Source organism: Cupriavidus sp. IK-TO18 (assembly GCF_015549295.1).
In the GTDB taxonomy this organism is placed as follows: Bacteria; Pseudomonadota; Gammaproteobacteria; order Burkholderiales; family Burkholderiaceae; genus Cupriavidus; species Cupriavidus oxalaticus_A.
Window position 1 is genome coordinate 1 of sequence record NZ_JADGMP010000039.1, and the last position, 25,407, is coordinate 25,407.

The window sequence follows — 25,407 nt, forward strand, 5'->3', positions numbered from 1 at the left end:
CGCGTGGCCTCGTACAACCCGTGGGTGTCGCTGTACTGGCTGACCACCGGCAAGACCGTGGGCGGCATGGCGATGTACCCGCAGGCCAACCTGCTCGACCGCGAGACCGCGCTGCGGCTGTGGACCGAGGCCAACACGTGGTTCTCCTCGGAAGTCGGCAAGAAGGGCCAGATCAAGGCCGGCCAGCTCGCCGACCTCGCGGTGCTGTCGGCCGATTACTTCAGCGTGCCCGGCGACGACATCCAGGACATCACCTCGGTGCTGACTATCCTGGGCGGCAAGGTGGTCTATGGCGACGCCGACTTCGGCAAGCTGTCGCCGGCACTGCCTCCGCCGATGCCGGACTGGTCGCCGGTGCGCCACGTGGGCGGCTACCAGCCGCGGCCCGAAGCGCGCAAGCTGGCGCTGAACACGGCGTGCGGATGCGCGAGTTCGTGCGGCGTCCATGGCCATGCGCACGCCAGGGCCTGGACCGCCGGCGTGCCGGCCTCGGACGAGAGCACGTTCTGGGGCGCGCTGGGCTGCTCGTGCTGGGCCTTCTGACCTTAGCCAACCGAGACCGGCCATGCCTGAACCGATGACTTCCCTTCCCCAGGCGTCCACCGGCGCCACCGGGCTGCCGCGCTGGATGCATTGGCTGGCCCTGCTGCTGCTTTGTGCGGCCTACCTGCAGGGCGGCCTGTTCAAGCTGGCCGACTTTCCCGGCGCGGTGGCAGAGATGCGGCACTTCGGGCTGAATCCGCCGGTGCCGATGGCGGCCGCCACCATCGTGCTGGAACTGGGCGCCTGCGCCATGATCCTGCTGGGCTGGCGGCGCTGGCTGGGCGCGCTGGCGCTGGCGGCGTTCACGGTCGGCGCAACCTTCATCGCCAACCGCTTCTGGGAAACCCCGCCGGAAGCCCGCTTCATGATAACCAACGCGTTCTTCGAGCACCTCGGCCTGGCCGGCGGCTTCCTGCTGGTAGCCTGGCACGACCTGCACGAGCGCGCAACCCGGCACGGCTGACCAAAATGGCAGAGCAAGCAACACCCTCCCCGTCCCGCACCGCCGACGGCGGCGCCTTCGCGCCGATGGCGCAGGCGACGTTTGCCGTGCTGTGGGCGGCCACCATCCTCGGCAACGTCGGCAGCTTCATGCGCGACGTGGCCAGCGCCTGGCTGGCCACCGACCTGTCGTCGTCGCCGGCCGCGGTCGCAACGATCCAGGCCGCCGCGACCTTGCCGGTATTCCTGCTGGCGATCCCTGCCGGCGTGCTGTCCGACATCCTCGACCGGCGCCGCTTCCTGATCGCGATCCAGGTCGGGCTGGCGCTGGTCAGCGGCACGCTGGCGATGCTGGCCTGGCGCAATGCGCTGACGATCGAGATCCTGATCGGCATGGCTTTCCTGGGCGGTGTCGGTGCGGCTTTGATGGGGCCGACGTGGCAATCGATCGTGCCCGAGCTGGTGCCGCAGCAAGAACTCAAGCGCGCGGTGGCGCTCAATTCCCTGGGTGTCAACATTGCCCGTGCGATCGGCCCGGCTGCCGGCGGCCTGCTGCTGGCGGCGTTCGGCGCGGCCGTCACCTATGGCATGGACCTGCTCAGCTATGTCTTCGTGGTCGCCGCGCTGCTGTGGTGGAAACGCCCGGTGCGCGCCGCCGACCCGCTGCGCGAGCATTTCCTGGGCGCGTTCCGCGCCGGGCTGCGCTTTACCCGCGCCCACAGCAAGCTGCATGTGGTGCTGGCGCGGGCCGCGGTGCACTTTGCCTTCGGCAGCAGCATCTGGGCGCTGTTGCCGCTGGTGGCCAGGCAACTGCTGAAAGGCGGCGCCAGCCTCTATGGCGTGCTGCTGGGCGCGGTCGGGCTGGGCGCGATCCTCGGTGCGCTGGTCCTGCCGCGGCTGCAGCGGCGGCTGGACGCCGACGGGCTGATGCTGCTGTCTGCCATCACCACCGCGGTGGTGATGGCCGGGCTATGCGTGGCGCCGCCGGTCTGGATCGCCCTGTTGCTGCTGCTGTTCCTGGGCGCGGCCTGGATCATCGCGCTGACGACACTCGGCGGCGTGGCGCAGGCGATCCTGCCCAACTGGGTGCGCGGCCGCGCGCTCGCGGTCTACCAGATGGTGTTCAACGGCGCGATGGCGGCGGGCAGCCTGGTGTGGGGCTTTGTCGCGCAGGCGCTGGGCACGCCCGGCGGGCTGCTGGTGGCGGCGGTCGGCATGCTGGCGGCAGCGCTGCTGCTGCACCGGCTGCGCCTGCCCCGCGGCGAAGAGGACCTGGGGCCGGCACGGCACTGGCCCGAACCCGAAGGCGCCGCCGATATCGCGCATGACCGCGGCCCGGTCATGATCCTGATCGAATACTGCGTGCGCGCGCCGGACCGCGATGCCTTCCTGCGCGCGGTCCACCAGCTTTCCGAAGAACGCCTGCGCGACGGGGCCTTCAACTGGGGAGTGCTGGAAGACCCGGCCAACCCGGAGCTGCTGACAGAGTGGTTCCTGGTCGAATCGTGGGCCGAGCATTTGCGCCAGCACGAGCGCGTGCCTCATGCCGATGCCGACCTGCAGCGCGAGGTCACCCGCTTCCATGCCGGCGACAAGCCGCCGCGCGTGCGGCACCTGCTCGGCGTCGGATTGCCGCCTGCCCCGGCAGCGCGTCACTGATCCTCATGTATTTCTTGCTGGAGGCTTTCCGATGAAGCTTTACCTTGTCTCCCTCGGCGCCGGCATTCTTGTCGGCATCATCTACGCGCTGATGCAGGTCCGTTCGCCGGCGCCGCCCGTGGTGGCGCTGGTCGGCCTGCTCGGCATGCTGATCGGCGAACAGGTGGTGCCGCCGGTCAAGCGCCTGCTCGCCGGCGAGCCGGTCACCATTGCATGGTTCCATTCGGAATGCGTGCCCAAGATCACCGGCACCCCAGGCCCGACGCTGAACGCCGCCAGCAAGGCGCCCGTGGACGGCGCAACGCACTGACCGGCTCCGGTCACGCGCCCGGCCCGGGGAGACCGTGTGAATGCCACGCCGGTCATTGCCATCGTCGACGACGACGCTGCCGTGCGGCATGCCATCGGCAGGCTGGTGCGCGCCTTCGGCATGGCGGTGGAGATGTACGCGGATGGGCCGGCATTGCTGCAGTCATCGTCGATCGACCGCATCGACTGCGTGATCACCGATGTGCAGATGCCGGGCATGAACGGCTTCGCGCTGTGTGAAGCGCTGCGTGCGCGCGGCTTGCGCGTGCCGGTCATTTTCATGACGGCGTTCGACCTGCAGGATTTCGCGCTGCGCGCACGGGCCGCCGGTGCGGCCTGCTTCCTCGGCAAGCCGTTTGACGAAACCGAGATGCTCCGGTGCATCGAGCGTGCGCTGGCGACGCACCGGGGTTCCTGACGCTCGGGGCCGGCTCAGGCCAGCGCCGGATAGTCGACGTAGCCGTGCGGGCCGTTGCCGCCGTAGAGCGATGCGTCCTCGAACGGCTTGTTCAGCGGCTGGTTTTCGCGGAAGCGGCGCGGCAGGTCCGGGTTGGTGATCATCTTGCGGCCGAACGACACCATGTCGGCGCGGCCGCTGCGGATGGCTTCCTCGGCCATTTCCTTCGAGTAGCCGTTGTTGACCATCCACACGCCGCTGTACAGGCGGTGCAGCGCTTCGTAGTCGAACGGCACGTTGTCGCGCGGGCCGCCGGTGTGGCCTTCCACCACATGGATATACACCGGGTGCAGCTTTTCCAGTTCGCGCACGACGTGCTCGAACAGCGGCTTCGGGTTGCTTTCCAGCGCATCGTTGACCGGCGACACCGGCGCCAGGCGCACGCCGACACGTTCGGCACCGATCTCCGCGATCACCGCGGCCATGACTTCGAGCAGGAAGCGCGCGCGGTTCTCGACGCTGCCGCCGTAGGCGTCGGTGCGCTTGTTGGTGCCGTCGCGCAGGAAGGCATCGAGCAGGTAGCCGTGGGCACCGTGCACTTCGACACCGTCGAAGCCGGCGCGGATGGCGTTGGCCGCGGCGGTGCGGAAGTCATCGACGATGCCGGCAATCTCGCCCGCCTCCAGCGCGCGCGGCAGCGAGCATTCGACGTAGCCCTGGCCGTTGATAAAGGTCTTGGCGTTGGCCGCGATGGCCGACGGCGCCACCGGCGCCTGGTTGTCCGGCTGGAAATGCGTGTGCGACATGCGCCCGGTGTGCCAGATCTGCAGGAAGATCCTGCCGCCCTTCGCGTGCACCGCGTCGGTCACCTGCTTCCAGGCTGCGATCTGCTCCGGCGTATAGATGCCAGGCGTGTTGGTGTAGCCCTGGGCCGTGGTCGAGACCTGCGTGGCCTCGGCAATGATCAGGCCCACGCTGGCGCGCTGGCTGTAGTACTCGACCACCATGTCGGTCGGCACCAGGTCGTCGTCGGCGCGGCTGCGCGTCAGCGGCGCCATGGCCATGCGGTTGGCGAGTTCAAGCTTGCCCAGCCTGACCGGCTGGAACAGCGCATCGGCGAGAAAGGCTTCGTTCTGTGCACCCATGAATGGCTTACTCCGAGGTTGGTGATTGGCCGGCCGCAGCAGAAACAGCAGCGGCCGGCTGGAACAGGTGGTTGAACATCAGGTCGACGCTGCGGCGCAACGGCTCGACCGAGCGTTCGAGCTTCATGCGCAGCAAGGCGCCTTCCCAGGTATCCCAGGCCAGGCCGGACAGTTCGGCGGCCGCGATATCCGTGCGGATGGCGCCATCCGCCTGGGCGTCGGCGATCATGCCGGCCAGGCGCTCGCGCCAGGCCAGTTGCGCCGCCTGCAGCGCCACGCGGCAGGTGTCGCTGGACGAGGCGATTTCCGCGGCGAAATTGCCGACCAGGCAGCCGGCGCGCTCCGTTTTGGCTTCGTGGTGGGCAATCATCCGCTCGAAGACATAGCGGATCGCCGCCATCGGCTGCGGCGGCGCCGCTTCCATCATGGCTTCCCACGACCGCTGCAGGTACGCCGCGTACTGCGCGATGATCGCCGCGGCGAACGCTTCCTTGCTGTCGAAATGGTTGTAGAACGACCCCTTCGGCACGCCGGCATGGTCGGTGATCTGCTGGATGCCGGTGGCGTTGTAGCCGTGGCGCGAAAACAGTTCGCGCCCTGCCTTGGTCAGGCGGTTCGGGATGTCGGTCTTGTCTGCGGTGCGGGCCATGGCTGGAATAATATGACCAGTCGTCTTGAAAAGTCAAACGGCAATTTTGCGCCGATTCCGACACTGTCCGTACAGATTGGCCTGGGAAGGTGCCGTTCCCTCTACCTTGGTTCGGCACGCCGCACTTCATAGAATGAAGTTGATTCCTGGACAAGCGGCCGGGGTTCCGCCGCAGCCACCGCCATGCAAGCTGTCGCCTATCCCTACCAGCCGGTGCCGGAACGGGGCACCATGCGCTGCTTCCTGCTGGCCCTGCTGATGCACCTGCTGCTGGGTGCCCTGCTCTACTACGGCGTGCGCTGGCGCAACGCCGTGCCGGAAGGCGTGACAGCCGAACTGTGGGAGTCCGTGCCTGAAGTGGTCATCCCCCCGCCGGCGGTCACGCCGACGCCGACGCCAAAGCCCGTCGAGGAGGAGGACGCCGATATCTCGCTGCAGGAAAAGCAGCGCAAGGCCGAACGTGCCGCCCGCGACGAAGCGCAGCAGGCCCGGCAGCGTGAAAACCAGGCCCGCGCCGACGCGGCCCGCAAGGAAGCACAACGCAAGGCGCAGGAAGAACTGCGCCAGGCCGACAACACGCGGCGCCAGGGCGAACTGGCGCGGTTGCAGGCACAGGCGGGCCACGCCAACGCGGGGACCGGTTCCGGCACCTCCGCGCGGCCTTCGTCGGGCTATGCAGAACGGGTCCGGCAGCGGGTCAAGCCGAACATCATCTTCAACGAAGACGTCGCCGGCAATCCGGCGGCGGTGGTGGCGGTGCACATGGCGCCGGACGGCTCGGTGCTGTCGACGCGGCTGGCCAAGTCGAGCGGCAACGCCGGGTGGGACAACGCCGTGCTGCGCGCGGTCGCGCGCTCGGACCCGTTGCCGCGCGACGAGAACGGTGTCGCGCCGTCGAGCATCAACATCACGTTCTGGCCAAAGGACCAGGGCGGCTAGCCGCGGCGCCGTGCGGGGCGAAACGAAAAAACAGAAGGGAAACGAAAGGGGGTGGTGCCCATGGGCAGGATCGAACTGCCGACCTCTCCCTTACCAAGGGAGTGCTCTACCACTGAGCCACATGGGCGCACGCTCCGGCGAACACCGGAAGATTTGGAGCGGGAGACGAGTCTCGAACTCGCGACCTCAACCTTGGCAAGGTTGCGCTCTACCAACTGAGCTACTCCCGCGTACTTTGGCTCCCCGACCTGGGCTCGAACCAGGGACCTGCGGATTAACAGTCCGTCGCTCTACCGACTGAGCTATCGGGGAATTCATCGCGTTTTCAGCGAAGCGCGGATTCTACATCAACGTTGGCGGGTTTTGAAAGGGGGCAACGACAAAAATCCGCAGAACGTGCTTCGATCGTCGGGCTTGGTGGCGTCGCTGCTCTCAAGCCAACTGAAATCCTGCTACAGGCCGTTGCAGCATCCCCGCTGCCGGCCGAACCGGAAATTGTGCACATTGTGCACACCGAGCGTCCGTCCGCTTGTCCCCATCCACCCGATACGCTTGAATCGGGTCACCCTTCCGGCAGAGGAAGGATGGAGACAAAGATGCCACTTTCCAACACGGCGCGGCCACCGGTACGCGCTGGCCGCACCGAACTGGCGCAGCTGCTTGAGCCCGCCTCGATCGCCATCATCGGCGCCTCGCGCGATACCAGCCGCATCGGCGGCGTCGCGCTCGACCACCTGCAGCGTCTTGGCTACCGAGGCCAGGTTTACCCGGTCAATCCGCGCTACGCGGAGATCGCCGGGCTGGCCTGCTATCCCGATGTCGAGTCCCTGCCGGCGGTGCCGGACGTGGCGGTGCTGGCGCTCGGCGCCGACGAAGTGTTGCCGCAGCTGCAGCGCTGCCATGCCCGCGGCATCCGCGCCGCCATCCTCTATGCGTCGGGCTTTGCCGAGGCGGGCGAAGCCGGCGTCGCGCGCCAGGCGGCGCTGACCGCTTTCGCGCGCGCAAGCGGCATGGCCATCGCCGGGCCCAACTGCATGGGGCTGGCCAACCTGACCACGCGCGCCATCACCGCCTTTGCCACCACCTTCCGCGCCTACCCGCCGCAGGACGGCCCCGGCGCCGTCAGCCTGCTGACGCAGAGCGGCAATGTGTGCGCCATCGTCTATGCCACCGGCCGGCAGATGGACGTGGGCTTTCACCAGTTCATCAATACCGGCAACGAAGCCTGCCTGGACTATGCCGACTATCTCGGCTACCTCGCCGACGATGCCCGGACCGGCGCCGTGGTCGGCTACGTCGAGGGCCTGCGCAACGGCCCGCGCTTTATCGACGCCGCGGCGCGGATGCGCGCGGCGGACAAGCCGCTGATCGTGCTGAAGGCCGGCGAGAGCGAGGCCGGTTCGGCAGCCACACAATCGCACACGGCGGTGCTGGCCGGCAACCAGGCCATCTACCGCGCCGCTTTCGCCCAGGCCGGCGCGATGCAGGCCAGCGATCCGACCCACCTGACCGACCTGGCCTACCTGTCGGGCCTGCGCCAGCGCAGCGCGGGCCGCCGCGTGGTGGTGGCATCGGTGTCGGGCGCGATGGGTGCGCTCTCCGCCGACCTGCTCAGCGCCGCCGGCCTGGACGTGCCGAGCCTGCCCGGGCCGGTGCAGCAGCGCCTGCAGGCGGCCGTGCCGGAGATCGGCTCGGTGGCGAACCCGGTCGACCTGACCGGCCAGCTGTTCAACCGCAGCGGCCTCGCCTATGCCGTGCTCGACAACCTGGCGGCGTTCGACGGCGTGGATGTGATCTTCCTGTACGCCACCGCTTACCTGCTCGACCGCGTGGCGGATGAACTGATCGACGTGGCGGGCAAGACCGGCCGGCTGATCGTGGTCGCCACCACCGGCGAGCCGGCCAGCCGCGCCCGGCTGGCGGCCGCCGGCGTGGCGCTGTTCCCGGACGTGGCGCGCGCCGCCAGGGCATTGGGCACGTATGTCGACTGGCTCGGCACGCAGGCCCGGACCACGCAGTGGATGGGACTGCGCGCGCGCGCCACCGACCATCCGCAGGCCGCAGAACTGCCCGCTCACGCACTGGACGAGTATCAGGCCAAGCACTGGCTCGCCGGTTTCGGGGTGCCGATCGGCGTGGAAGCGGTCGCGGCCACACCCGCCGACGCCGCACGCGCCGCCGCGAGCCTCGGCTTCCCGGTGGCGGTCAAGGTGCTCAGCCCCGACATCGCCCACAAGACCGAAATCGGCGGCGTGCGGCTGGGACTGCGCGATGCACAGCAGGTGCACGACGCCGCCGCGGAAGTGGTTGCCGCCGCAACGCGCGCCAGGCCGGACGCACGCCAGCGCGGCGTGCTGGTGCAGCAGATGGCCAGCGGCGTCTGCGAGCTGATCGTCGGCGTGACGCGCGACCCGGTGTTCGGCCCGGCCATGACGGTCGGCCTGGGCGGGATCTTTACCGAGGTCTTCCACGACGTGGCGCACCGCTTGCTGCCGGTGGACCGCGCCATGGCCCGCGAGATGCTCGCTGGCCTGCGCGGCTACCGGCTGATGACCGGTTTCCGCGGCAAGCCCGCCGCGGATATCGACGCGGCCGCGGACGCGATTGCCGCGCTGTCCGACGCCGCGATGGCGCTCGGCGACTCGCTCGCTGAAATGGAAGTGAATCCCCTGCTGGTGCGCGAAGCCGGCCGCGGTGCGGTCGCGCTCGACGCACTGGTGCTGACGCAGCAGCCGAACCACGACGGAGACCGGCAATGAGAGACGACACCATCGACACCCGCCGCCGCGACACGCTGGCGCTGCTGGGCCTGGGCGCGCTGGCGCCACTGGGAGCACTGTCCTCCGGCGCGCGGGCGGCCGATTTCCCTATGCGGCCGGTCACGCTGATCGTGCCGTTCGCGGCCGGCGGCGCCACCGATACGCTGGTACGCACGCTGGCCGACAGCGCCGGCAAGACGCTGGGCCAGCCCGTGGTAGTCGAGAACAAGCCCGGCGCCGCCGGCGTGCTGGGCGCCAATGTAGTCGCGCGCGCCAAACCTGACGGCTACACGCTGACGGTGATCCCGGAACCCGTGTTCCGGCTGCCCCACCTGCAGAAGACGCAGTACGACCCGCTGCGCGACTTCACCTACGTGATCCACCTGACCGGCTACACGCTGGGCGTCGCGGCGCGCGCCGACGCGCCGTGGAAATCGTGGCAGGAAATGATCGACGATGCGCGCCGCCGTCCCGGCAAGATCAGCTACGGCAGCACCGGCACCAATGGCACCATGCACGTGACCATGGAAGAGATCGGGCAGAAGCTCGGCGTCCAGTTCAACCATGTGCCCTACAAGGGCGAGGCCGAGATCATCGCCGCGCTGATGGGCGGGCATATCGACCTGGGTGTCACGGCCGGCGGCATCGGCCCTTATGTCGACAGCGCCAAGGCGCGCTGGCTGGTGCTCTGGACCGCCGAGCATTCGCGCCGCTGGCCGCGCGTGCCGACGCTGCGCGATGTCGGCGTCGACATCGTGTCCACCTCGCCGTTCGGCATCGCCGGCCCGCGCGACATGGACGCGCAGGCTGTGCAGGTGCTGCACGACGCCTTCCGCAAGGCGCTCAACGAGCCGGCGATGCAGAAGCTGCTGGAGCGGCTCGACCAGGAGAGCGCCTACCTGAACAGCGCCGACTACGCCGCCTTCGCGCGCCAGCGCTACGAAAGCCAGGGCAAGCTGGTCAAGCGCCTGGGCCTGACTGCCAACCCCTGATGTGCTGATCCCGGAGCCCGCATGCAATATCGATCCGTCTTCCACGCCGGCCTGTTCGCCGGCCGTACCGTGCTGGTCACCGGCGCCGGCAGCGGCATCGGCCGCTGCACCGCGCACGAGCTGGCCAGCCTGGGCGCGCGCGTGGCGCTGGCTGGCCGCAAGCTGGAAAAGCTGGAACAGGTCCGCGACGAAATCCTCGACGCCGAGCCCGACGCCGCAGACCGGCTGACGCTGCACAGTTGCGATATCCGCGACGAGGCGCAGGTGCGCGAGACCGTGGCCGCGGTGCTGGCGGCGCACGGCAGCATCGACGGCCTCTTCAACAACGCCGGCGGCCAGTTCCCGTCGCCGCTGCGCGACATCAGCCTGAAGGGCTGGGAAGCCGTGGTGCGCAACAACCTGACCGGCGGCTTCCTGGTGGCGCGCGAATGCTTCACGCAATGGATGGAAGCCAACGGCGGCGCCATCGTCAACATCATCGCCGACATGTGGAACGGCATGCCGGGCATGGGCCATTCGGGCGCGGCGCGCGCCGGCATGCTGTCGTTCACTGAAACGGCGGCGTGCGAATGGGCCGCCGCAGGCGTGCGCGTCAACGCCGTGGCGCCGGGATGGATCGCGTCCAGCGGCTTTGACACCTATCCGCCCGAATTCCAGGTCAAGATCCGCCAGCTGGCGCGCAAGGTGCCGCTGCAGCGGCTGGGCACCGAGGCCGAGGTCTCCGCGGCGGTGGTGTTCCTGCTGTCGCCGGCGGCGGCCTTCATCACCGGCTCGACCCTGCGCGTCGACGGCGGCGTGCCCAACGCCAAGCACACCTGGGCGCAGCCCCAGCACCAGCGCTCGCAGCCGTACAACGGCTTCCCGCTCTACACGCTGCCGCAATGCCTGGCGCCGTCCAACGAGTAAGCGAACACCATGACCCTGCAACCGCCCAACCCGCGCTACTACAGCGCGGACCATGAAGCATTCCGCGCCAGCGTGCGGCGCTTCTTTGAAAAGGAAGTCGCGCCCAATGCCGAGGCCTGGGACGAAGCCGGCAGCTTCCCGCGCGAGCTGTACCGCAAGGCGGCGCAAGCCGGCCTGCTGGCGCCCGGTTTTCCCGAGGAGTACGGCGGCGCGCCGTGCGATGCCTTCTACCGCATGATCCTGTTCGAGGAGCGCGCCTGGGGCGGCTCGGGCGGGATCGCCTCGGGGCTGTTCTCGCACACCATCGGCGCACCGCCGATCGCCGCGGTGGGCAGCGAGGCGCTGAAGGCGCGCGTGCTGCCGCAGATCCTGTCGGGCGAGAAGATCTCCGCGCTGGCGGTCACCGAGCCCGACGCCGGCTCCGACGTGGCCCGGCTGTCGACCAGTGCGCGCCGCGAGGGCGACCACTACGTCGTCAACGGTACCAAGCTCTATATCACCTCCGGCATGCGCGCCGACTACATCACCGTGGCCGCGCGTACCGGCGGCCTGGGTGCGGGCGGCGTCTCGCTGCTGCTGATCGAAGGCGATACGCCGGGGCTGAGCCGCACGCCGCTGAAGAAAATGGGCTGGTGGGCGTCCGACACCGCGCAGCTGTTCTTCGAGGACTGCCGCGTGCCGGTGGAAAACCTGGTCGGCGAGGAAGGCAAGGGCTTTGCCGCCATCACCCGCAACTTCAACCACGAGCGCCTGGCGCTGGCGGCGGCTGCCTGCGGCTATGCCCAGGTCTGCTTCCACGATGCGCTGGCGTGGGCGCGCGACCGCCATACCTTCGGCAAGCGGCTGGCCGACCACCAGGTGGTGCGCCACCAGCTGGTCGACATGGCCACGCGCATCGAATCCACGCGCGCCCTGCTCGACGACCTCGCCGCGCGGCTGGACGACGGCGCCGCGCCGGTGGCACAGATCGCAATGGCCAAGAACATGGCCACGCGGACCTTCCAGTTCTGCGCGGACCGCGCGGTGCAATTGCTCGGGGGGATGGGCTATATGCGCGGCAGCCGCGTGGAGCGGCTGTATCGCGAGGTCAAGGTGATGATGATCGGCGGCGGGGCGGAGGAAATCATGAAGGACCTGGCGGCGAAGCAGTTGAGGCTTTAAACGCCTAGCGCCCGCGGCTTCTGCCGCGGGCGCTTTCCCTACGCAAGTCCTGCTTATTCCAGCTTCACCCCACTCTTCTTCACCACCTCGCCCCAGCGCACCGCTTCCGTCCTGATAAAGGCCTGGAACTGCTCGGGCTTGCCGCCGACCGGATCGATACCGTAGTCGATCAGCCGCGCGCGCACGTCCGGCTGCTGCAGCACCGCGTCCATGTCCGCCGACAGCTTTGCCAGCACCGCCGGCGGCGTCTTGGCCGGCGCCAGCAGGCCGATCCAGCTGCCAGCCGTCACCGCCGGGAAGCCGGCCTCGGCCATGGTCGGCACCTCCGGTGCGGCTGGCCAGCGCGTCGGGCTGGTAATCGCCAGCGCGCGCACCTTGCCAGCCTTCACCTGCGGCATCATGGTCTGCACCGAATCGAAGATCACCGCGACCTGCCCGGAAAACAGGTCGGGCAATGCCGGCGAGATGCCCTTGTACGGCACATGCGTCATCTTCATGCCGACCGCCTGCGCGAGCAGTTCTCCCGCCAGGTGCGCGCCGGAGCCGGTGCCGCTGGACGCAAAGGTCATCTTGTCCGGATTGGCCTTGCCCCAGCCAACCAGTTCCTTAACGGTGGTCGGCGGCAGCTGTGCGCTGCCGACCAGCAGCAGCGGGATCCGGCCGATCATGCTGACGCCGGTCAGGTCCTTGACCGGGTCATAGCTCATCTTGCCGTACAGGCTCGGGTTGATCGCGTGGGCGGCGACCACGACCAGCAGCGAATAGCCGTCCGGCGCCGATCTGGCGACGTTTTCCGAGCCGATCATGCCGTTGGCGCCGGCACGGTTTTCGACCACCACGGGCTGGCCGATGCGCTCGGACAGTTTCTGCATGACCAGCCGCGTCACGGCGTCGGACACGCCGCCAGGCGTATACGGCACCACCACGCGGAGCGGCCGGTTCGGATAGGCGTCGCCCTGCGCCATGGCCGGGATTGCGCCAGCGAGGCTGCTGGCGAGCAGGCTTAGCGTCAGCAGCCGGCGGACAAGCGGGTTGCGCATGGATCGGGTCATGTGTCTCCTCCTTGGTCAGTGTTGGCCGGGTCTATGCCCAGCTGCGCGGTACGGAAAGCGGGAAATCGAGCAGCATCTGCGCATAGCTCTTGCCCAGCGGGTCGGAGCGCAGGCTGGCCACGCCGCCGCCGCCCAGCGCGCCATGCATCAGGAAGTTCAGCGCATGCAGGCCAGGCACGTCGAAGCGCTCGACCTCGCCCGCGACCAGGTGGGCAAAGTACGCGCGCACGGCCTGCGACGTCAGCTGCTCGCGCAGCAGCGCCAGGTACTCCGGCTTGCGCGCGATCACGCCGATGTTCTCGTCGTCGCCCTTGTCGCCGCTGCGCGCGTAGGCAAGGGCGACCAGCGGCCGTTGCACGCGCGGTTCGTCGGGCACCGGCGGCAGTGGCGGGCCATCGACCAGGGCCGGCGCCTCGGGTGCGCCGCTGGCTGCTGCGCTGGCTGCCGCATGAGGCAGCGCGATCACGCCGCCCTCGAATTCCACCCGCATCGGCACGTCGGCCTTGGGCACCAGGAAGGAGAACACCTTCACCACCGGCTGGATATCGACACGCCCCGCAAACGAGGATCGCGTCCCGGCCGCCATCGACGTTCCTGCCGACGAGCATTCGCGCTGCAGGAAGCTCAGGCCCCGCGCCTGCGGATGGCGCGCGCCGATGCGCAGCACCACCTCGCGCGTCGGCAACTCGCGCGCATGGGCGCCGTATTGCGATTCGCAGCCCAGCAGCTCGACCACGGTCTCGGTGTAATCGGGCATGCCGCGCTCGGCCAGCATGGCGCGGGTGCGCGCCAGCAGCGCGTCGGCGGTGCGGCGCGCCTTGGCCGGGGCGTCGATGCCGCGGATCGCCATCATCAGGCTGATCTGGAAGCCGTCCTGCCAGGTGGCGTTGCCCTTGTAGCGGGTGCCGGGCGCCCTGCCGCGCGCGCCAGCCACGCGCACGCGGCCCGGCTCGACCAGCTCGGTACGCACCATGCGGAAGTCGCAGGTCACGTCCGGCATCAGGTAGCTGGCGGGATCGCCCACCTCGTACAGCACCTGCTCTGCGACCGCGGCGGGGTCGACCAGCCCGCCGGTGCCATCCGGCTTGCTCAGCTCGAAGCTGCCGTCGTGCGCGCAGTCGATCACCGGGTAGCCCATCCGCTCCCAGCCGGGCACGCGCTCCCAGTCGGTGAACAACCCGCCGGTGGCCTGCGCGCCGCACTCGATCACGTGGCCCGCCAGCGTGCCGGCGGCAAGGCGGTCCCAGTCGGTCCAGTCCCAGCCGAACTCGTGCGCCAGCACCCCGACTACCACGGCGCTGTCGACGCAACGCCCGGTGATGACGATATCGGCGCCCAGCGCCAGCGCGCGGGCAATGCATTGCGCGCCGGTGTAGGCGTTGGCCGACCACGGCTCGGTGGTCGGCACCGGCGCCCCGGCAAGGTCGGTCAGCCCGTCGGCGCACCATTGCGCGAAGCTGGGCTGGACGTCGTCGCCGGTGACCACGGCGATGCGCGGATGCAGGCCCTGCTGCGCGGCCACCTTGAGCAGCGCGTCGCGGCAGGCCTGCGGGTTGAGGCCGCCGGCGTTGGCGACCACGCGGACGCCGCGCTGCAGGATCCCGGCCAGGTTGGGCCCCATCGCCGCCTGCACGAAATCGGTGGCGTAGCCGAGCGCCGGGTCCTTGGCGCGGGCGCGCGCCAGGATCGACATGGTGGTCTCGGCCAGGTAGTCGTAGACCAGGTACTGCAGGCCGGGCACGGTCAGCAGCTGCGGCGTGGCGATCGCGGAATCGCCCCAGAAGCCGGAGGCGCCGCCGATGCGAACGGTCTTGCCGGTGTGTGCCGCGGTATTTGCCGCGGTAGTTGCCGCGGAATGTGCCAGTTCGTTCATGCCGGCTCCTTCGCCACCACATCGGCTTCGACGCGCGCCAGCAGCGAGCCGGCGCTGGCCTGCCCGCCGGCGCGCGCGGCCAGTTCAGCGACCACGCCGGAAAACGGCGCAGCGATGGTGTGCTCCATCTTCATTGCCTCCAGCACCACCAGCGGCTGGCCGGCCTCCACACGCTCGCCCTCGGCCACGTGGACCGCGACGATGCGCGCCGTCAGCGGCGCCTGCAGGACCCCGCCGGTTTCACCGGCATCGCGGCGGCGGCGCGGGTCGTGCAGAGGGAACCGCCAGGCGCGGCCGGACTGGAACAGGTGCAGCACCTGCTTGTCGGCGGCGAACACCAGCGGATAGGCCACGCCGTCGCACTCGACCAGGGCCGTGCCGCTGTCGCCGTCGGCGCGTAGCACGCGCAGCGCGCAGGCAACCGGTTCCTGGCCGGGTTGCTGATCACTTTCGCGCTGCCGCAGCATCACGCGCCAGCCGTCGGCGGCAACGCGCAAGGTCGCTTCCCACGCCGCGCCGGCCGCGTACAGCACCACGCTGGCGGCGGCGCGCGCGAGCGTGGCCGGCTTGCCGTTGTCGCCGAGCAGCCCGGACGCGGCCAGCGCGGCGCTCGCCATCACTGACAGTGGCGGCAGCGGCGCCTGCAGCGCGCCCTGCATATGCGCATCGACGAAGCCGGTGTGCACGTCGTTGCCGGCAAAGGCCGGATGCGCGAGGCAGTCGGCCAGGAAGCCCTGGTTGCTCGGCACGCCCAGCAACGCGCAGTCTTCCACCGCGCGCAGCAGCTTGCGGCGCGCTTCCTCGCGGTCGGCGCCGCGGGCAACCAGCTTGGCGACCATCGAGTCGTAATGCGTCGGGATGGCCCGGCCCTCTTCCAGCGCATGGTCGACGCGCACGTCGCGGCCGGCGGCGGGCGGGCGCCAGCGCAGCAGCGGCCCGCCCTGCGGCAGGAAGCCGGCGGGCACGTCTTCGGCGGTCAGGCGGACCTCGATGGCATGGCCGTCGAGCTTCACCTGCTCCTGCGTCACCGGCAGCGGCTCGCCCGCCGCCACGCGCAACTGCCATTCGACCAGATCGAAACCGGTGATGGCTTCGGTCACCGCATGCTCGACCTGCAGGCGCGTGTTCATCTCCATGAAGTAGAAGTTGCCGTCGGCATCGAGCAGGAACTCCATGGTGCCGGCGCCGACATAGCCGATCGACGTTGCCGCGCGGACCGCGGCCTCGCCCATGCGCGCGCGCAGCGCCGGGCTGACCGCGGGCGACGGCGCCTCTTCGATGACCTTCTGGTGGCGGCGCTGCACCGAGCAGTCGCGCTCGCCCAGGTGGATGACATGGCCCTGCGTATCGGCGAAGACCTGGATCTCCACATGGCGCGGCGCGATCACGGCGCGCTCCAGGATCAGCTCGTCGGAGCCGAACGCGGCCGCGGCCTCGGAGCGCGCGCTGGCCAGCGCGATGGGCAGCGCCGCCGCCTCGCGCACCAGCCGCATGCCGCGCCCGCCGCCGCCGGCCGCGGCCTTCACCATCAACGGAAAGCCGATCGCGCCGGCTTCGGCCAGCAGCGTGGCGTCGTCCTGCGCCGCGCCCTGGTAGCCCGGCACGCAGGGCATGTCGGCGGCCAGCATCAGGCGCTTGGCCTCGGCCTTGTTGCCCATGGCGCGGATCGCCCCGGCGGGCGGGCCGACGAAGGCCAGGCCCGCCGCCACCACGGCCTCGGCAAAGCCCGCGTTCTCGGCCAGGAAGCCGTAGCCCGGGTGGATGGCATCGGCACCGCTGGCACGGGCGGCCTCGATGATGGCAGGGATGTTGAGGTACGACTCGCGCGGCGCGGCGGCGCCGATGCAGACCGCGCGGTCCGCGAACGCCACGTGCGGGCTGTGGCGGTCGGCCTCGGAGTAGACGGCCACGGTGGCCAGCCCAAGGCGGCGCGCGGTGCGCATGATGCGCACCGCGATCTCGCCGCGGTTGGCGACGAGCAGCGTATGGAAGGGGCGGCTGGTTGCAGACATGTGGGAATCCTTTGAATTACCGGAAATTGGCAGGCGGCAGCCCTCAGTTCAGCTCAGCTCAGCTCGGCGACTGCGCTGCGCGCACGGCATCGGCATCGAAGCGCACGGTCCAGCTCGCGTCACGCTTCTCGCGGAAGGCCGCCACGCCTTCGACGCCTTCGCTGCGCATGCACTGGGCGAAAAGCCGCGAGGCTTCGTCCAGCAGCGGTCCCGCCGGCTCCTGGCCGCAGCGGCTGACCAGCGTCTTGAACACGCGGTTGGCATTGGGGGCGCAGCGGCCGATGCGCGTCAGCCATTCGGCGACCAGCGCGTCCAGCTCGGCGCTGTCGGCGGCCAGCTGGTCGACCAGCCCGATCGCCACCGCTGCCTCTCCGCCGATGCGCTCGCCGGTCAGGCCCAGGCGGCGCGTGGCCGCCGCGCCGATGCGCTGCACCACGAACGGCGCGATCTGCGCGGCGATGATGCCGAGCGTGGTTTCCGACAGCGCGAAACGCGCATCCCGCGTGGCCAGCACGATGTCGGCGGCGCACGCCAGGCCCATGCCGCCGCCCATTGCAGCGCCATCCACGGCGGCGATGACCGGCACCGGCAATGCGCCCAGCCGCTGCATGAAATAGCCGAATTCCCGGTTGCGCGTGGCGACCGGGTCTTCCCGGCTGGCTTCGGCATCGAGCCGCGCCTGGAAGTTGCCGACATTGCCGCCGGCACTGAACATGCCGCCGGCGCCGCGCAGCACCAGCGCGCGCACCTCGGGGCCGGCTTCGGCCTGCTCGACCGCCGCCGCCAGCGCGGCAACGACCTCGGGCGCCAGCGCATTGCGCGTGGCCGGGATATTGAGGGTGGCGAACAGCACGCCGCCGGCGCGGCGTACGATCACGGATTCGGTTTGCGTTGGGTCGGTCATGGCGCCTCCTGCCTGTCAGCCGCGCGACATCAGGCCCATCTGCTTGGCGATGACCTGCAGCATCACTTCGTCCGCGCCGCCGCCGATCGAGCCCAGGCGGAAGTCGCGGTACGCGCGCGATGCATGGTTGTCCCACGTGTAGCCCATGCCGCCCTGGAACTGCATGCACCAGTCGGCCACCTCGCGCGACAGGCGCCCGGCCTTGAGCTTGGCCATCGACGCCAGCTCGACCACGTCGCCGCCGGCGATATAGGTCTGCGTGGCCAGGTAGACCAGCGCGCGCAGCGCTTCCATTTCGGTCTTCAGCTCGGCCAGCTTGAACTGGATGAACTGGTTGTCCAGCAGCGGCTTGCCGAAGGCGATGCGCTGGCGCAGGTACTCGGCGGTTTCCTCGATCAGCGCGGTGCAGGCGAGCCGGCGCGCCGCGCCGTTCAGCCGCTCTTCCTGGAATTGCTTCATCTGGTAGATAAAGCCCATGCCCTCCTCGCCGATGCGGTTGCGTACCGGCACGCGCACTTCGTCAAAGAAGATCTGCGCAGTGTCCGAGCACCACATGCCGAACTTCTTGATCTTCTGCACTTCCACGCCGCGCACGCGCTTGCCGTCTTCCTTGATCGGCACCACGATCAGCGACTTGTTCTTGTGCACGGGCCCGTCGGAAGTGTTGCACAGCAGGCAGATCCAGTCCGACTGGGTGCCGTTGGTGATCCACATCTTGGAGCCGGAGATGACATAGTCGTCGCCGTCGCGCACCGCGCGCGTCTTGAGCGAGGCCACGTCGGAACCCGCGCCCGCCTCGGACACGCCGATCGAGCACACCATGTCGCCGGCGATGGCGGGCGCCAGGTAGTTGCGCTTCAGTTCATCGGAGCCGAACGCAGTCAGTGCCGGCGTGGCCATGTCGGTCTGCACGCCCACGCCCATGCCGACGCCTTGTGCGCGCGCATACCCGAGCGCCTCGGCGGCGGCAACGGCATAGGAGAAGTCGAGCCCCATGCCGCCATACTCCACCGGCTTGGTGATGCCGAGGAAGCCGAGGTTGCCCATCTTCTTGAACAGCTCGTGCGCCGGAAACACCTCGGCGGCTTCCCATTCGTCGACGAAGGGATCGATCTCCGCCGAGACGAAGCGGCGGATGCTGTCCATGATGTTGCGGTGGTCTTCGGTGTAAAGCATGCTGGTCTCCCGGATTTCGTTGCGTTCTGGTTGTCTGGAGGCGGCGGCGCTCAGAAGCGCCCGACGCCGAACTGGATGGCATGCGGCCGGCGCAGCGCCGCCTCGCGCGCGGTGACCAGCACGAAGGCGAGCACGGCGCGCGTGTCGCGCGGATCGATCACGCCGTCGTCGAGCAGCAGCCCGCTGGTGACGAATGCGCTCGCCTGCCGCTCGAAGTTGGCGACGATCTCGGCGGTCTGGCCGGCCAGCTGCGCCTCGTCGACCGGCTTGCCCTTGCGCGCCGCCTGCTGGCGCGCCACGATCTCCAGCGTCATGGCGGCCTGCTCGCCGCCCATCACCGCGGTGCGCGCGTTCGGCCACGAAAAGCAGAAGCGCGGCTTGAAGCCCCTCCCGCACATGCCAAAGTTGCCCGCGCCGAACGAGGCGCCACAGTACAGCGTAATCTGCGGCACCCTGGAGTTGGACAGCGCCTGGATCATCTTGGCGCCGTGCTTGATCATGCCGGCCTCTTCCGACGCGCGCCCGACGATAAAGCCGGTGGTGTTCTGCAGGAATACGATCGGCGTGCCGGACTGGTTGCACAGCTGGATGAACTGCGCGGCCTTGGTTGCGCCGGCGGGATCGATCGGGCCGTTGTTGGTGATCAAGCCCACGGTATTGCCCTCGATGCGGGCATGGCCGCACACCGTGCCGGGGCCGTAGTCGGGCTTGAACGGCAGCCACGCCGAATCGTCGACGATGCGCGCGATCACCTCGCGCATGTCCACCGGGCGCTTCATGTCGAGCGTCATGACGCCGTCCAGTTCCGACGGGTCCAGCCGCGGCGGGCGCGCCGGCTGTGCTGGCTGGGGCTCCACACGGGGCCAGTCCAGGCTGGCGACGATGTCGCGCGCGGTGGCGATGGCGTGCTCGTCGTCTTCCGCAAGGTATTCGGCCAGGCCGGTGGCGGTGGCATGCAGGTCGGCGCCGCCCAGTTCCTCGTCAGTGGCGATCTCGCCGGTGGCGGCCTTCAGCAGCGGCGGCCCGGCCAGGAAGGCGCGGGCGCGGCTGCGCACCATCACCACGTAGTCGGACAGGCCGGGCATGTAGGCGCCGCCCGCCGTGGACGAGCCGTGCACGACCGTGATTACCGGCAGCCCGGCCGCCGACAGCCGCGCCAGGTTGTAGAAGATGGCGCCGCCGCGCACGAACTTGTCGACGCGGTACTTGCGCAGGTTGGCGCCGGCCGACTCCACCAGGTGGATGAAGGGCAGCCGGTTTTCCAGCGCGATTTCCTGGCAGCGCACCAGCTTCATGTTGCCGGCCTCGGTCATGGCGCCGGCATCGATGCCGGAATCGGTGGCGAGCACCATGCAGCGCACCCCGCACACGAAGCCGATGCCGGCCACCAGCGAGCCGCCGGGCACCGAGGTCTCCGGATCGGGATCGTCCATGCAGAAGCCCGCCAGCGTGGACAGCGGCAGGAACGGCGCCCCCGGGTCGAGCAGGCGGCCGACGCGCTCGCGCGGCAGCAGCGCGCCACGCTTTGCAAAGGCGGGCCGCGAGCGCTCGGACGCGGCCACGGCGCGCTGCTCCAGGCCGTGCAGGCGGTCGATCAGTGCCTGCATGCCGGCGCGCTGGCCGGCGAAGGTGTCGGAGGACGGGTCAATGCGGGATTCGATGGAGATCATGGCGCGTGCCTGTGGTTCCGTGATGGATGGATTGCAAACCACGGCGCACGGCGCGACAACCGCAATCGCTCAGATTGTGCATAATGTGCACAATCTGCCGAACCAGCGCGGCGCCGCCGGCGCATCCAGCCATGCCCCCCAGATCCCCTGCCCCCGGCGGCGTCCAGAGCCTGGCGCGCGCCTTCACCCTGCTGCAGTTGCTGGCCGAACACCATGACGCCGGGCTGGCGCTGCCCGACCTTGCCGCCATGGCCGGCATCGACCGCACCACCGCCCACCGCATGGCGCGCTTCCTGGAAGCCGGCGCGTATATCGAGCGCGAATCGGCCGGCAAGCGCTATCACCTCGGTACCGCGGCGATGGCGCTCGGGCTGCGCGCGATGAACCGGCCGCCGCCCAACAGCGCCCTCGTCAGCAAGATGAAGGCACTGGCGCGGCTGACCGGCGACGCGGTCTTCCTGATCGTGCGCATCGGCGACCATGGTCATTGCCTGCATACCGAGGAAGGCAGCCATCGCATCAAGACCTTCCACATGCTGACCGGCACCTCGCGCCTGCTGGGCCAGGGCACCGGCAGCATGGCGCTGCTGGCCAAGATGGACAACGACGCGGTCCGCGCGCACTACGAACGCCACCGCGCCGAGTACGAAGCCGGCGGCCTCAGCCTGCTCCGGCTGATGCGCGGCGTCGAGCGCAGCCGCAAGCTGGGCTACGCGCTGGCCGGCGCGGAAGGCGTGGCGGGCGTGGGCTACGCCCTGCCGCTGGCAATGGGCGCGGAGGCGGCCATCAGCATCGTTTCGACTGCGTCGCGGATGTCGGCGGCACGCCGGCATGAAATGGGCGAGATCATCGTGGCGATGTTCGCGTAGCAAGGATGAAGCGGCGCGGCCGCGCGAACCCCCGGCTTTGCGCGACCTGTTGCCGCACTGAGCGGCCGCCCACCTCGGTTTTGAAACGCGCCTCTGTCAGAGGCCGCACAGAGCCGCACCACGTCAGCGGCGTTCAATGGTGACGCAAGCAGAGATACGCAAGAACGCGCCCGCCGCCCTGGCATCGGCCGGGCCAGGCCGCCTTCACTGGAAGGCGGAATCAGTCCAGGTGCCAGAACAATAAATTCCCCCGCCGGCCAGAGGGAGGGTCGGCATTCCAGGCCACGCCCCGACGTCGGAGCGTGGCTTTTTTTTGTTTTGCCGGAGGGTGGACCAGGTCACGCGCGCCAGCATCATCGCGCCATATCTGTCGCTGGTCATGCAGCTCGATGCTTCGGTCATCGCCGCGCGGTGCCGGGGTAACGGGTGCGGATGGCGATGCCACCAGCATGGGATACCGGGGCCAGACGGATCTTCCGGAGGTGCAAGCGGCCCATCAGCCGGTAGAATTTCGTTGCCACCAGCAAACGCCAGAGCCGTGCGCAGTGATCAGATGTCGAAGTACAGATAGAACTCCCACGGGTGCGGGCGTAACTTCAATGTATCGATCTCGTGCGTGCGCTTGTAGTCAATCCAGGTCCTGATCAGGTCTTCAGTAAAGACATCTCCCTTTCGCAGGAATGCAGAATCGGATTCCAGTGCGGAAAGCGACTCTTCGAGAGAACCTGGAACCTGCCGGATGCCGGCGGCTTCCTCCGGTGGCAGATCATAGATGTTCTTGTCGAGCGGGTCGCCGGGGTCCGTCTGGTTTTCAATACCGTCAAGGCCGGCAAGCAGCATTGCCGAGAAGGCGAGATAGGCATTGGCCGACGGGTCAGGGCAGCGGAATTCAACGCGCCTGGCGCTTGGGGAATCAGAAACCATTGGAATCCTGGCGGCGGCAGATCGGTTGCGCTGCGACATGGCCAGATTGACAGGCGCCTCGTATCCGGGCACCAGTCGCTTGTAGGAGTTTGTGCTCGGCGCACAGAACGCCATCAGGGCGGGGGCGTGCCTGAGCAAGCCGCCTATGTACCACCGGCACATCTGGGACGTCTGCGCCCAGCCATTCTCGTCGTAGAAGAGGTTCTCGTCGCCGCGCCAGAGGCTTTGGTGGCAATGCATGCCGCTCGCGTTGTCGGCAAACAGGGGCTTAGGCATGAATGTGGCGACCTTGCCGTGGCGGCGTGCAACATTCTTGCAGAAGTACTTATACATCATCACGTTGCCCGCCATTCGGGTCAGCGGTGCAAAGCGCATGTCGATCTCATTCTGGCCCGCCGTGGCTACCTCATGGTGATGCACCTCGACCCGGACGCCAGCCTGCATCAGCGCGAGTACGATTTCGGAGCGGATATCCTGCAGCGTATCGCTTGGCGGCACGGGAAAATATCCTCCCTTGTAGTGCTGCTTGTACCCAAGATTGCCTCCGCCATAGGCGCCTTCGTCACGGCCGGAGGCCCATTCGCCTTCGGCGGATTCGACATGGTAGTAGCCAGAGTGCTGGTCCTGGCCGAAGCGAATGGAGTCGAAAATGAAAAACTCCAGTTCGGGGCCAATGTAGCAAACCGTGGCAAGACCGGTTTGCTGGAGATAAAGCTCCGCCTTTCTCGCAATGTGGCGCGGATCGCGCGAATATGGCTGGTGCAAGACAGGGTCCAGCACGTCGCAGATCAGGACCAGCGTTGGTGCCGTACAAAACGGATCGATGAATGCCGTGGCCGGGTCAGGCCTGACCAGCATGTCGGATTCGTGTATTTGCTGGAACCCACGAATGGACGACCCGTCGAACCCGATGCCGGCTGAGAATAAATCGTCATTGACTTCCGGCAGCGTGATCGAGAAGTGCTGCCACACGCCGGGCAAGTCCGTGAACCTGAGGTCAATGACCTGGATCGCATGCTCCTTGATCAGAGCGATGACTTCACCGGGGTTTTGCGGCGGTGCAACGTGATAGCTGCCGGGTTCTATTGAGACCGTGCTCATAAGCGCCTCCGTCGTCTGACCCCGGAGCATAGTCCAACATTAGCCTGTCAGGTTCCGATTGCAAAGTGCCTCGCGAACCGTGCAGGCATCTCCGATGCGGCCCCATGTGTGAAATCCGCGCTCTCACCAGCCAGATCGCCGCAATACGGAAACCTGGAAGCAGGTGTTGGGAATGGATCAGTGCGGCTCGCGGAGCACTCGGCAAATCGTCGTCCTGGCAATGGTAGCTGTCACCTTTGGCTACACTGAACGCACTCCGCGCAAAGAGGGCCGCTCCATGCCAGACACGTTCATCTTCAACCGGTACCGCACCTGGCGCTGCTGGCCAGGCCATGCGTTTTGTATTGCACTGCTTGCGGCAGCCGTGGCTGGATGTGAAGCCCCGCCTCGCGATACTTCCATGACTCCGCCGCCGCCACGCTTGCCGATTGCGGCTGGCGACGAGGTATATCCGGCGCCCGGCACGGCGCGCGACACCCGCCCTGCAACGCCCACCCGCTAGCGGAGTCGCGCCGCGCCGGCCAGCTTGCAAAAGCCGGCGCGCAAGCGCGCCGGCCCCCCGCCCGCTCAGAACGAGCGCGGCAGGCCGAGAATATGTTCCGCGACGTACGAGTAGATCAGGTTGGTCGAGATCGGCGCGACCTGGTACAGGCGCGTCTCGCGGAACTTGCGCTCGACGTCGTATTCGCACGCAAAGCCGAAGCCGCCGTGGAACTGCAGGCAGGCATTGCCGGCTTCCCAGCTGGCCTTGGCCGCCAGGTACTTGGCCATATTGGCCTGGGCGCCCATCGGCTCGTGCTTGTCGAACAGTTCGCAGGCCTTCCAGCGCATCAGGTTGGCGGCTTCCAGCTCGATGAAGGACTCGGCGATCGGGAACTGCACGCCCTGGTTCTGGCCGATGGGGCGGCCGAAGACTTCGCGCTCGCTGACGTACTTGGTGACGCGGTCCATGAACCAGTAGCCGTCGCCGATGCACTCGGCGGCAATCAGGGTGCGCTCGGCGTTGAGGCCGTCGAGGATGTACTTGAAGCCCTTGCCCTCTTCGCCGATCAGGTTTTCCTCGGGGATTTCCAGGTCTTCGAAGAACAGCTCGTTGGTCTCGTGGTTGACCATGTTCGGGATCGGCCGCACGGTCAGGCCCTTCTTCTGCGCTTCGTGCAAGTCGACCATGAAGATGGACATGCCTTCGCTCTTCTTCTTCACGTCGGCCAGCGCGGTGGTGCGCGCCAGCAGGATCATGAAGTCGCTGTGCTGCACGCGGCTGATCCACACCTTCTGGCCGTTGACGACATAGCGGCCGTCCTTCTTGACCGCCGAGGTCTTGATCTTGGTGGTGTCCGTGCCGGTGGTGGGCTCGGTTACGCCCATCGACTGCAGGCGCCATTCGCCCGAGGCGATCTTCGGCAGGTACTTTTCCTTCTGCGCCTGGGAGCCGTGGCGCAGCAGCGTGCCCATGTTGTACATCTGGCCGTGGCAGGCACCGGAGTTGCCGCCGCTGCGGTTGATTTCTTCCATGATGACCGAGGCTTCGGTCAGGCCCAGGCCGGAACCGCCGTACTCTTGCGGGATCAGTGCTGCCAGCCAGCCGGCCGCGGTCAGTGCATTGACGAAGGCTTCGGGGTAGGCGCGCTGCTCGTCGACCTTGCGGAAGTACTCATCCGGGAATTCGGCGCAAAGCGCGCGCACGGCATCGCGGATTTCTTGGTAGTTGTTCGATTGGGTCTGTTCGATCATGGCGCGTCGTTGGCTTGGGTACGGACGAAATTGCGGACGGAGTTTGCGGCGCATCGGTCCCACGGAATGCCCGCGGCGACCGCCGATGTTGTCTTGGCCGCAATGGTCGCTGCGATCGCCGCCCCGGGCAATCAACCATTGCGAAAGCGCGCCTTCCACTGCGCTTAAGGCCGGCATCCGGGGCCGCCGAGT

General features: G+C 68.5%; 21 protein-coding genes and 3 tRNA genes. 11 read left to right on the forward strand and 13 right to left on the reverse strand.

The window, feature by feature from the left end; all coding sequences use genetic code 11:
- The 5 genes from IPF36_RS29505 to IPF36_RS29525 all read left to right on the forward strand — a co-directional run.
- Positions 1 to 543 (forward strand): amidohydrolase family protein (locus tag IPF36_RS29505; protein WP_195431790.1); only part of this gene is annotated, 543 nt, incomplete at its 5' end.
- A 22-nt stretch (positions 544 to 565) separates the two neighbouring features.
- The gene (locus IPF36_RS29510; protein WP_133094670.1) at positions 566 to 1,006 is read left to right on the forward strand and encodes a DoxX family protein; all 441 of its coding nucleotides are present in this window, start codon (positions 566 to 568) and stop codon (positions 1,004 to 1,006) included.
- Between the two features lie 5 nt (positions 1,007 to 1,011).
- Positions 1,012 to 2,643: an MFS transporter gene (locus IPF36_RS29515; protein WP_195431791.1), complete on the forward strand. Its 1,632-nt coding sequence runs from the start codon at positions 1,012 to 1,014 to the stop codon at positions 2,641 to 2,643.
- Positions 2,644 to 2,674: 31 nt separating this feature from the next.
- Positions 2,675 to 2,953, forward strand: a complete 279-nt coding sequence (locus IPF36_RS29520; protein WP_135702698.1) for a XapX domain-containing protein — start codon at positions 2,675 to 2,677, stop codon at positions 2,951 to 2,953.
- Between the two features lie 36 nt (positions 2,954 to 2,989).
- Positions 2,990 to 3,370 (forward strand): response regulator, encoded by a 381-nt coding sequence (locus IPF36_RS29525; RefSeq protein WP_195431793.1) that lies wholly within the window; start codon positions 2,990 to 2,992, stop codon positions 3,368 to 3,370.
- Between the two features lie 14 nt (positions 3,371 to 3,384).
- Here the strand turns inward: IPF36_RS29525 and IPF36_RS29530 are convergent, their stop codons facing one another.
- A complete protein-coding gene (locus IPF36_RS29530; RefSeq protein WP_195431795.1) occupies positions 3,385 to 4,494 on the reverse strand; it encodes an alkene reductase in 1,110 nt (369 codons plus the stop codon).
- A 7-nt stretch (positions 4,495 to 4,501) separates the two neighbouring features.
- Positions 4,502 to 5,143, reverse strand: coding sequence for a TetR/AcrR family transcriptional regulator (locus tag IPF36_RS29535; RefSeq protein WP_135702702.1), 642 nt, complete (start codon positions 5,141 to 5,143; stop codon positions 4,502 to 4,504).
- Between the two features lie 183 nt (positions 5,144 to 5,326).
- Here IPF36_RS29535 and tolA point away from each other — a divergent pair, with 183 nt between their 5' ends.
- Positions 5,327 to 6,082 (forward strand): cell envelope integrity protein TolA, encoded by a 756-nt coding sequence (gene tolA / locus IPF36_RS29540; protein ID WP_135702703.1) that lies wholly within the window; start codon positions 5,327 to 5,329, stop codon positions 6,080 to 6,082.
- Between the two features lie 52 nt (positions 6,083 to 6,134).
- Here tolA and IPF36_RS29545 read toward each other — a convergent pair.
- The 3 genes from IPF36_RS29545 to IPF36_RS29555 form a co-directional block, all read right to left on the reverse strand.
- Positions 6,135 to 6,209 (reverse strand) — tRNA-Thr (locus IPF36_RS29545).
- 27 nt (positions 6,210 to 6,236) lie between these two features.
- Positions 6,237 to 6,312 (reverse strand) — tRNA-Gly (locus IPF36_RS29550).
- Between the two features lie 6 nt (positions 6,313 to 6,318).
- A tRNA-Asn gene (locus IPF36_RS29555) sits at positions 6,319 to 6,394 on the reverse strand.
- 284 nt (positions 6,395 to 6,678) lie between these two features.
- Between IPF36_RS29555 and IPF36_RS29560 the strand changes: the two genes are divergently transcribed.
- The 4 genes from IPF36_RS29560 to IPF36_RS29575 are packed head-to-tail and all read left to right on the forward strand — an operon-like array spanning position 6,679 to position 11,900.
- Positions 6,679 to 8,841 carry an acetate--CoA ligase family protein gene (locus tag IPF36_RS29560; protein WP_135702704.1) on the forward strand — a complete coding sequence of 721 codons (2,163 nt, stop codon included), beginning with the start codon at positions 6,679 to 6,681 and terminating at the stop codon, positions 8,839 to 8,841.
- Positions 8,838 to 9,833, forward strand: a complete 996-nt coding sequence (locus tag IPF36_RS29565; protein ID WP_135702705.1) for a tripartite tricarboxylate transporter substrate binding protein — start codon at positions 8,838 to 8,840, stop codon at positions 9,831 to 9,833. Before IPF36_RS29560 ends, IPF36_RS29565 begins: the two co-directional genes overlap by 4 nt.
- A gap of 21 nt (positions 9,834 to 9,854) precedes the next feature.
- On the forward strand, positions 9,855 to 10,739 hold the full coding sequence (locus tag IPF36_RS29570) for an SDR family oxidoreductase (protein ID WP_133094661.1): 885 nt from the start codon (positions 9,855 to 9,857) through the stop codon (positions 10,737 to 10,739).
- Between the two features lie 9 nt (positions 10,740 to 10,748).
- Complete coding sequence (locus tag IPF36_RS29575; RefSeq protein WP_195431796.1) at positions 10,749 to 11,900, forward strand: acyl-CoA dehydrogenase family protein; 1,152 nt, start codon at positions 10,749 to 10,751, stop codon at positions 11,898 to 11,900.
- Between the two features lie 53 nt (positions 11,901 to 11,953).
- Here IPF36_RS29575 and IPF36_RS29580 read toward each other — a convergent pair whose 3' ends face one another.
- Genes IPF36_RS29580 through IPF36_RS29605 form a run of 6 tightly spaced genes read right to left on the reverse strand, consistent with a single transcriptional unit; the run spans position 11,954 to position 20,587 of the window.
- Positions 11,954 to 12,952 carry a tripartite tricarboxylate transporter substrate binding protein gene (locus IPF36_RS29580; protein ID WP_135702708.1) on the reverse strand — a complete coding sequence of 333 codons (999 nt, stop codon included), beginning with the start codon at positions 12,950 to 12,952 and terminating at the stop codon, positions 11,954 to 11,956.
- Between the two features lie 31 nt (positions 12,953 to 12,983).
- Positions 12,984 to 14,825 (reverse strand): acyclic terpene utilization AtuA family protein, encoded by a 1,842-nt coding sequence (locus IPF36_RS29585; RefSeq protein WP_195431797.1) that lies wholly within the window; start codon positions 14,823 to 14,825, stop codon positions 12,984 to 12,986.
- On the reverse strand, positions 14,822 to 16,837 hold the full coding sequence (locus IPF36_RS29590) for a biotin carboxylase N-terminal domain-containing protein (protein ID WP_195431798.1): 2,016 nt from the start codon (positions 16,835 to 16,837) through the stop codon (positions 14,822 to 14,824). Before IPF36_RS29590 ends, IPF36_RS29585 begins: the two co-directional genes overlap by 4 nt.
- Before the next feature lie 58 nt (positions 16,838 to 16,895).
- Complete coding sequence (locus tag IPF36_RS29595) at positions 16,896 to 17,741, reverse strand: enoyl-CoA hydratase/isomerase family protein (RefSeq protein ID WP_195431799.1); 846 nt, start codon at positions 17,739 to 17,741, stop codon at positions 16,896 to 16,898.
- Positions 17,742 to 17,756: 15 nt separating this feature from the next.
- The gene (locus tag IPF36_RS29600; protein ID WP_133094655.1) at positions 17,757 to 18,917 is read right to left on the reverse strand and encodes an acyl-CoA dehydrogenase family protein; all 1,161 of its coding nucleotides are present in this window, start codon (positions 18,915 to 18,917) and stop codon (positions 17,757 to 17,759) included.
- 50 nt (positions 18,918 to 18,967) lie between these two features.
- The gene (locus IPF36_RS29605; protein WP_135702712.1) at positions 18,968 to 20,587 is read right to left on the reverse strand and encodes an acyl-CoA carboxylase subunit beta; all 1,620 of its coding nucleotides are present in this window, start codon (positions 20,585 to 20,587) and stop codon (positions 18,968 to 18,970) included.
- Between the two features lie 131 nt (positions 20,588 to 20,718).
- On the opposite strand from IPF36_RS29605, the gene IPF36_RS29610 reads away from it, so the two are divergent.
- On the forward strand, positions 20,719 to 21,456 hold the full coding sequence (locus IPF36_RS29610) for an IclR family transcriptional regulator (RefSeq protein WP_195431800.1): 738 nt from the start codon (positions 20,719 to 20,721) through the stop codon (positions 21,454 to 21,456).
- Positions 21,457 to 22,005: 549 nt separating this feature from the next.
- On the opposite strand, the gene glnA is transcribed toward IPF36_RS29610, so the two are convergent.
- Both glnA and IPF36_RS29620 read right to left on the reverse strand, forming a co-directional pair.
- Entirely contained in the window at positions 22,006 to 23,481 is a 1,476-nt protein-coding gene (gene glnA, locus IPF36_RS29615; protein WP_195431801.1) for a type I glutamate--ammonia ligase, read from the reverse strand.
- Between the two features lie 567 nt (positions 23,482 to 24,048).
- Positions 24,049 to 25,215 carry an acyl-CoA dehydrogenase family protein gene (locus IPF36_RS29620; protein WP_029048285.1) on the reverse strand — a complete coding sequence of 389 codons (1,167 nt, stop codon included), beginning with the start codon at positions 25,213 to 25,215 and terminating at the stop codon, positions 24,049 to 24,051.
- Between the last annotated feature and the right edge of the window lie 192 nt (positions 25,216 to 25,407).

Coding starts and splice junctions, on each gene's coding strand:
- IPF36_RS29510 (WP_133094670.1), top strand. CDS start 566: ATGCCTGAACCGATGACTTCCCTTCCCCAGGCGTCCACCGGCGCCACC.
- IPF36_RS29515 (WP_195431791.1), top strand. CDS start 1,012: ATGGCAGAGCAAGCAACACCCTCCCCGTCCCGCACCGCCGACGGCGGC.
- IPF36_RS29520 (WP_135702698.1), top strand. CDS start 2,675: ATGAAGCTTTACCTTGTCTCCCTCGGCGCCGGCATTCTTGTCGGCATC.
- IPF36_RS29530 (WP_195431795.1), bottom strand. CDS start 4,494: ATGGGTGCACAGAACGAAGCCTTTCTCGCCGATGCGCTGTTCCAGCCG.
- IPF36_RS29535 (WP_135702702.1), bottom strand. CDS start 5,143: ATGGCCCGCACCGCAGACAAGACCGACATCCCGAACCGCCTGACCAAG.
- tolA (WP_135702703.1), top strand. CDS start 5,327: ATGCAAGCTGTCGCCTATCCCTACCAGCCGGTGCCGGAACGGGGCACC.
- IPF36_RS29560 (WP_135702704.1), top strand. CDS start 6,679: ATGCCACTTTCCAACACGGCGCGGCCACCGGTACGCGCTGGCCGCACC.
- IPF36_RS29565 (WP_135702705.1), top strand. CDS start 8,838: ATGAGAGACGACACCATCGACACCCGCCGCCGCGACACGCTGGCGCTG.
- IPF36_RS29570 (WP_133094661.1), top strand. CDS start 9,855: ATGCAATATCGATCCGTCTTCCACGCCGGCCTGTTCGCCGGCCGTACC.
- IPF36_RS29575 (WP_195431796.1), top strand. CDS start 10,749: ATGACCCTGCAACCGCCCAACCCGCGCTACTACAGCGCGGACCATGAA.
- IPF36_RS29580 (WP_135702708.1), bottom strand. CDS start 12,952: ATGACCCGATCCATGCGCAACCCGCTTGTCCGCCGGCTGCTGACGCTA.
- IPF36_RS29585 (WP_195431797.1), bottom strand. CDS start 14,825: ATGAACGAACTGGCACATTCCGCGGCAACTACCGCGGCAAATACCGCG.
- IPF36_RS29590 (WP_195431798.1), bottom strand. CDS start 16,837: ATGTCTGCAACCAGCCGCCCCTTCCATACGCTGCTCGTCGCCAACCGC.
- IPF36_RS29595 (WP_195431799.1), bottom strand. CDS start 17,741: ATGACCGACCCAACGCAAACCGAATCCGTGATCGTACGCCGCGCCGGC.
- IPF36_RS29600 (WP_133094655.1), bottom strand. CDS start 18,917: ATGCTTTACACCGAAGACCACCGCAACATCATGGACAGCATCCGCCGC.
- IPF36_RS29605 (WP_135702712.1), bottom strand. CDS start 20,587: ATGATCTCCATCGAATCCCGCATTGACCCGTCCTCCGACACCTTCGCC.
- IPF36_RS29610 (WP_195431800.1), top strand. CDS start 20,719: ATGCCCCCCAGATCCCCTGCCCCCGGCGGCGTCCAGAGCCTGGCGCGC.
- glnA (WP_195431801.1), bottom strand. CDS start 23,481: ATGAGCACGGTCTCAATAGAACCCGGCAGCTATCACGTTGCACCGCCG.
- IPF36_RS29620 (WP_029048285.1), bottom strand. CDS start 25,215: ATGATCGAACAGACCCAATCGAACAACTACCAAGAAATCCGCGATGCC.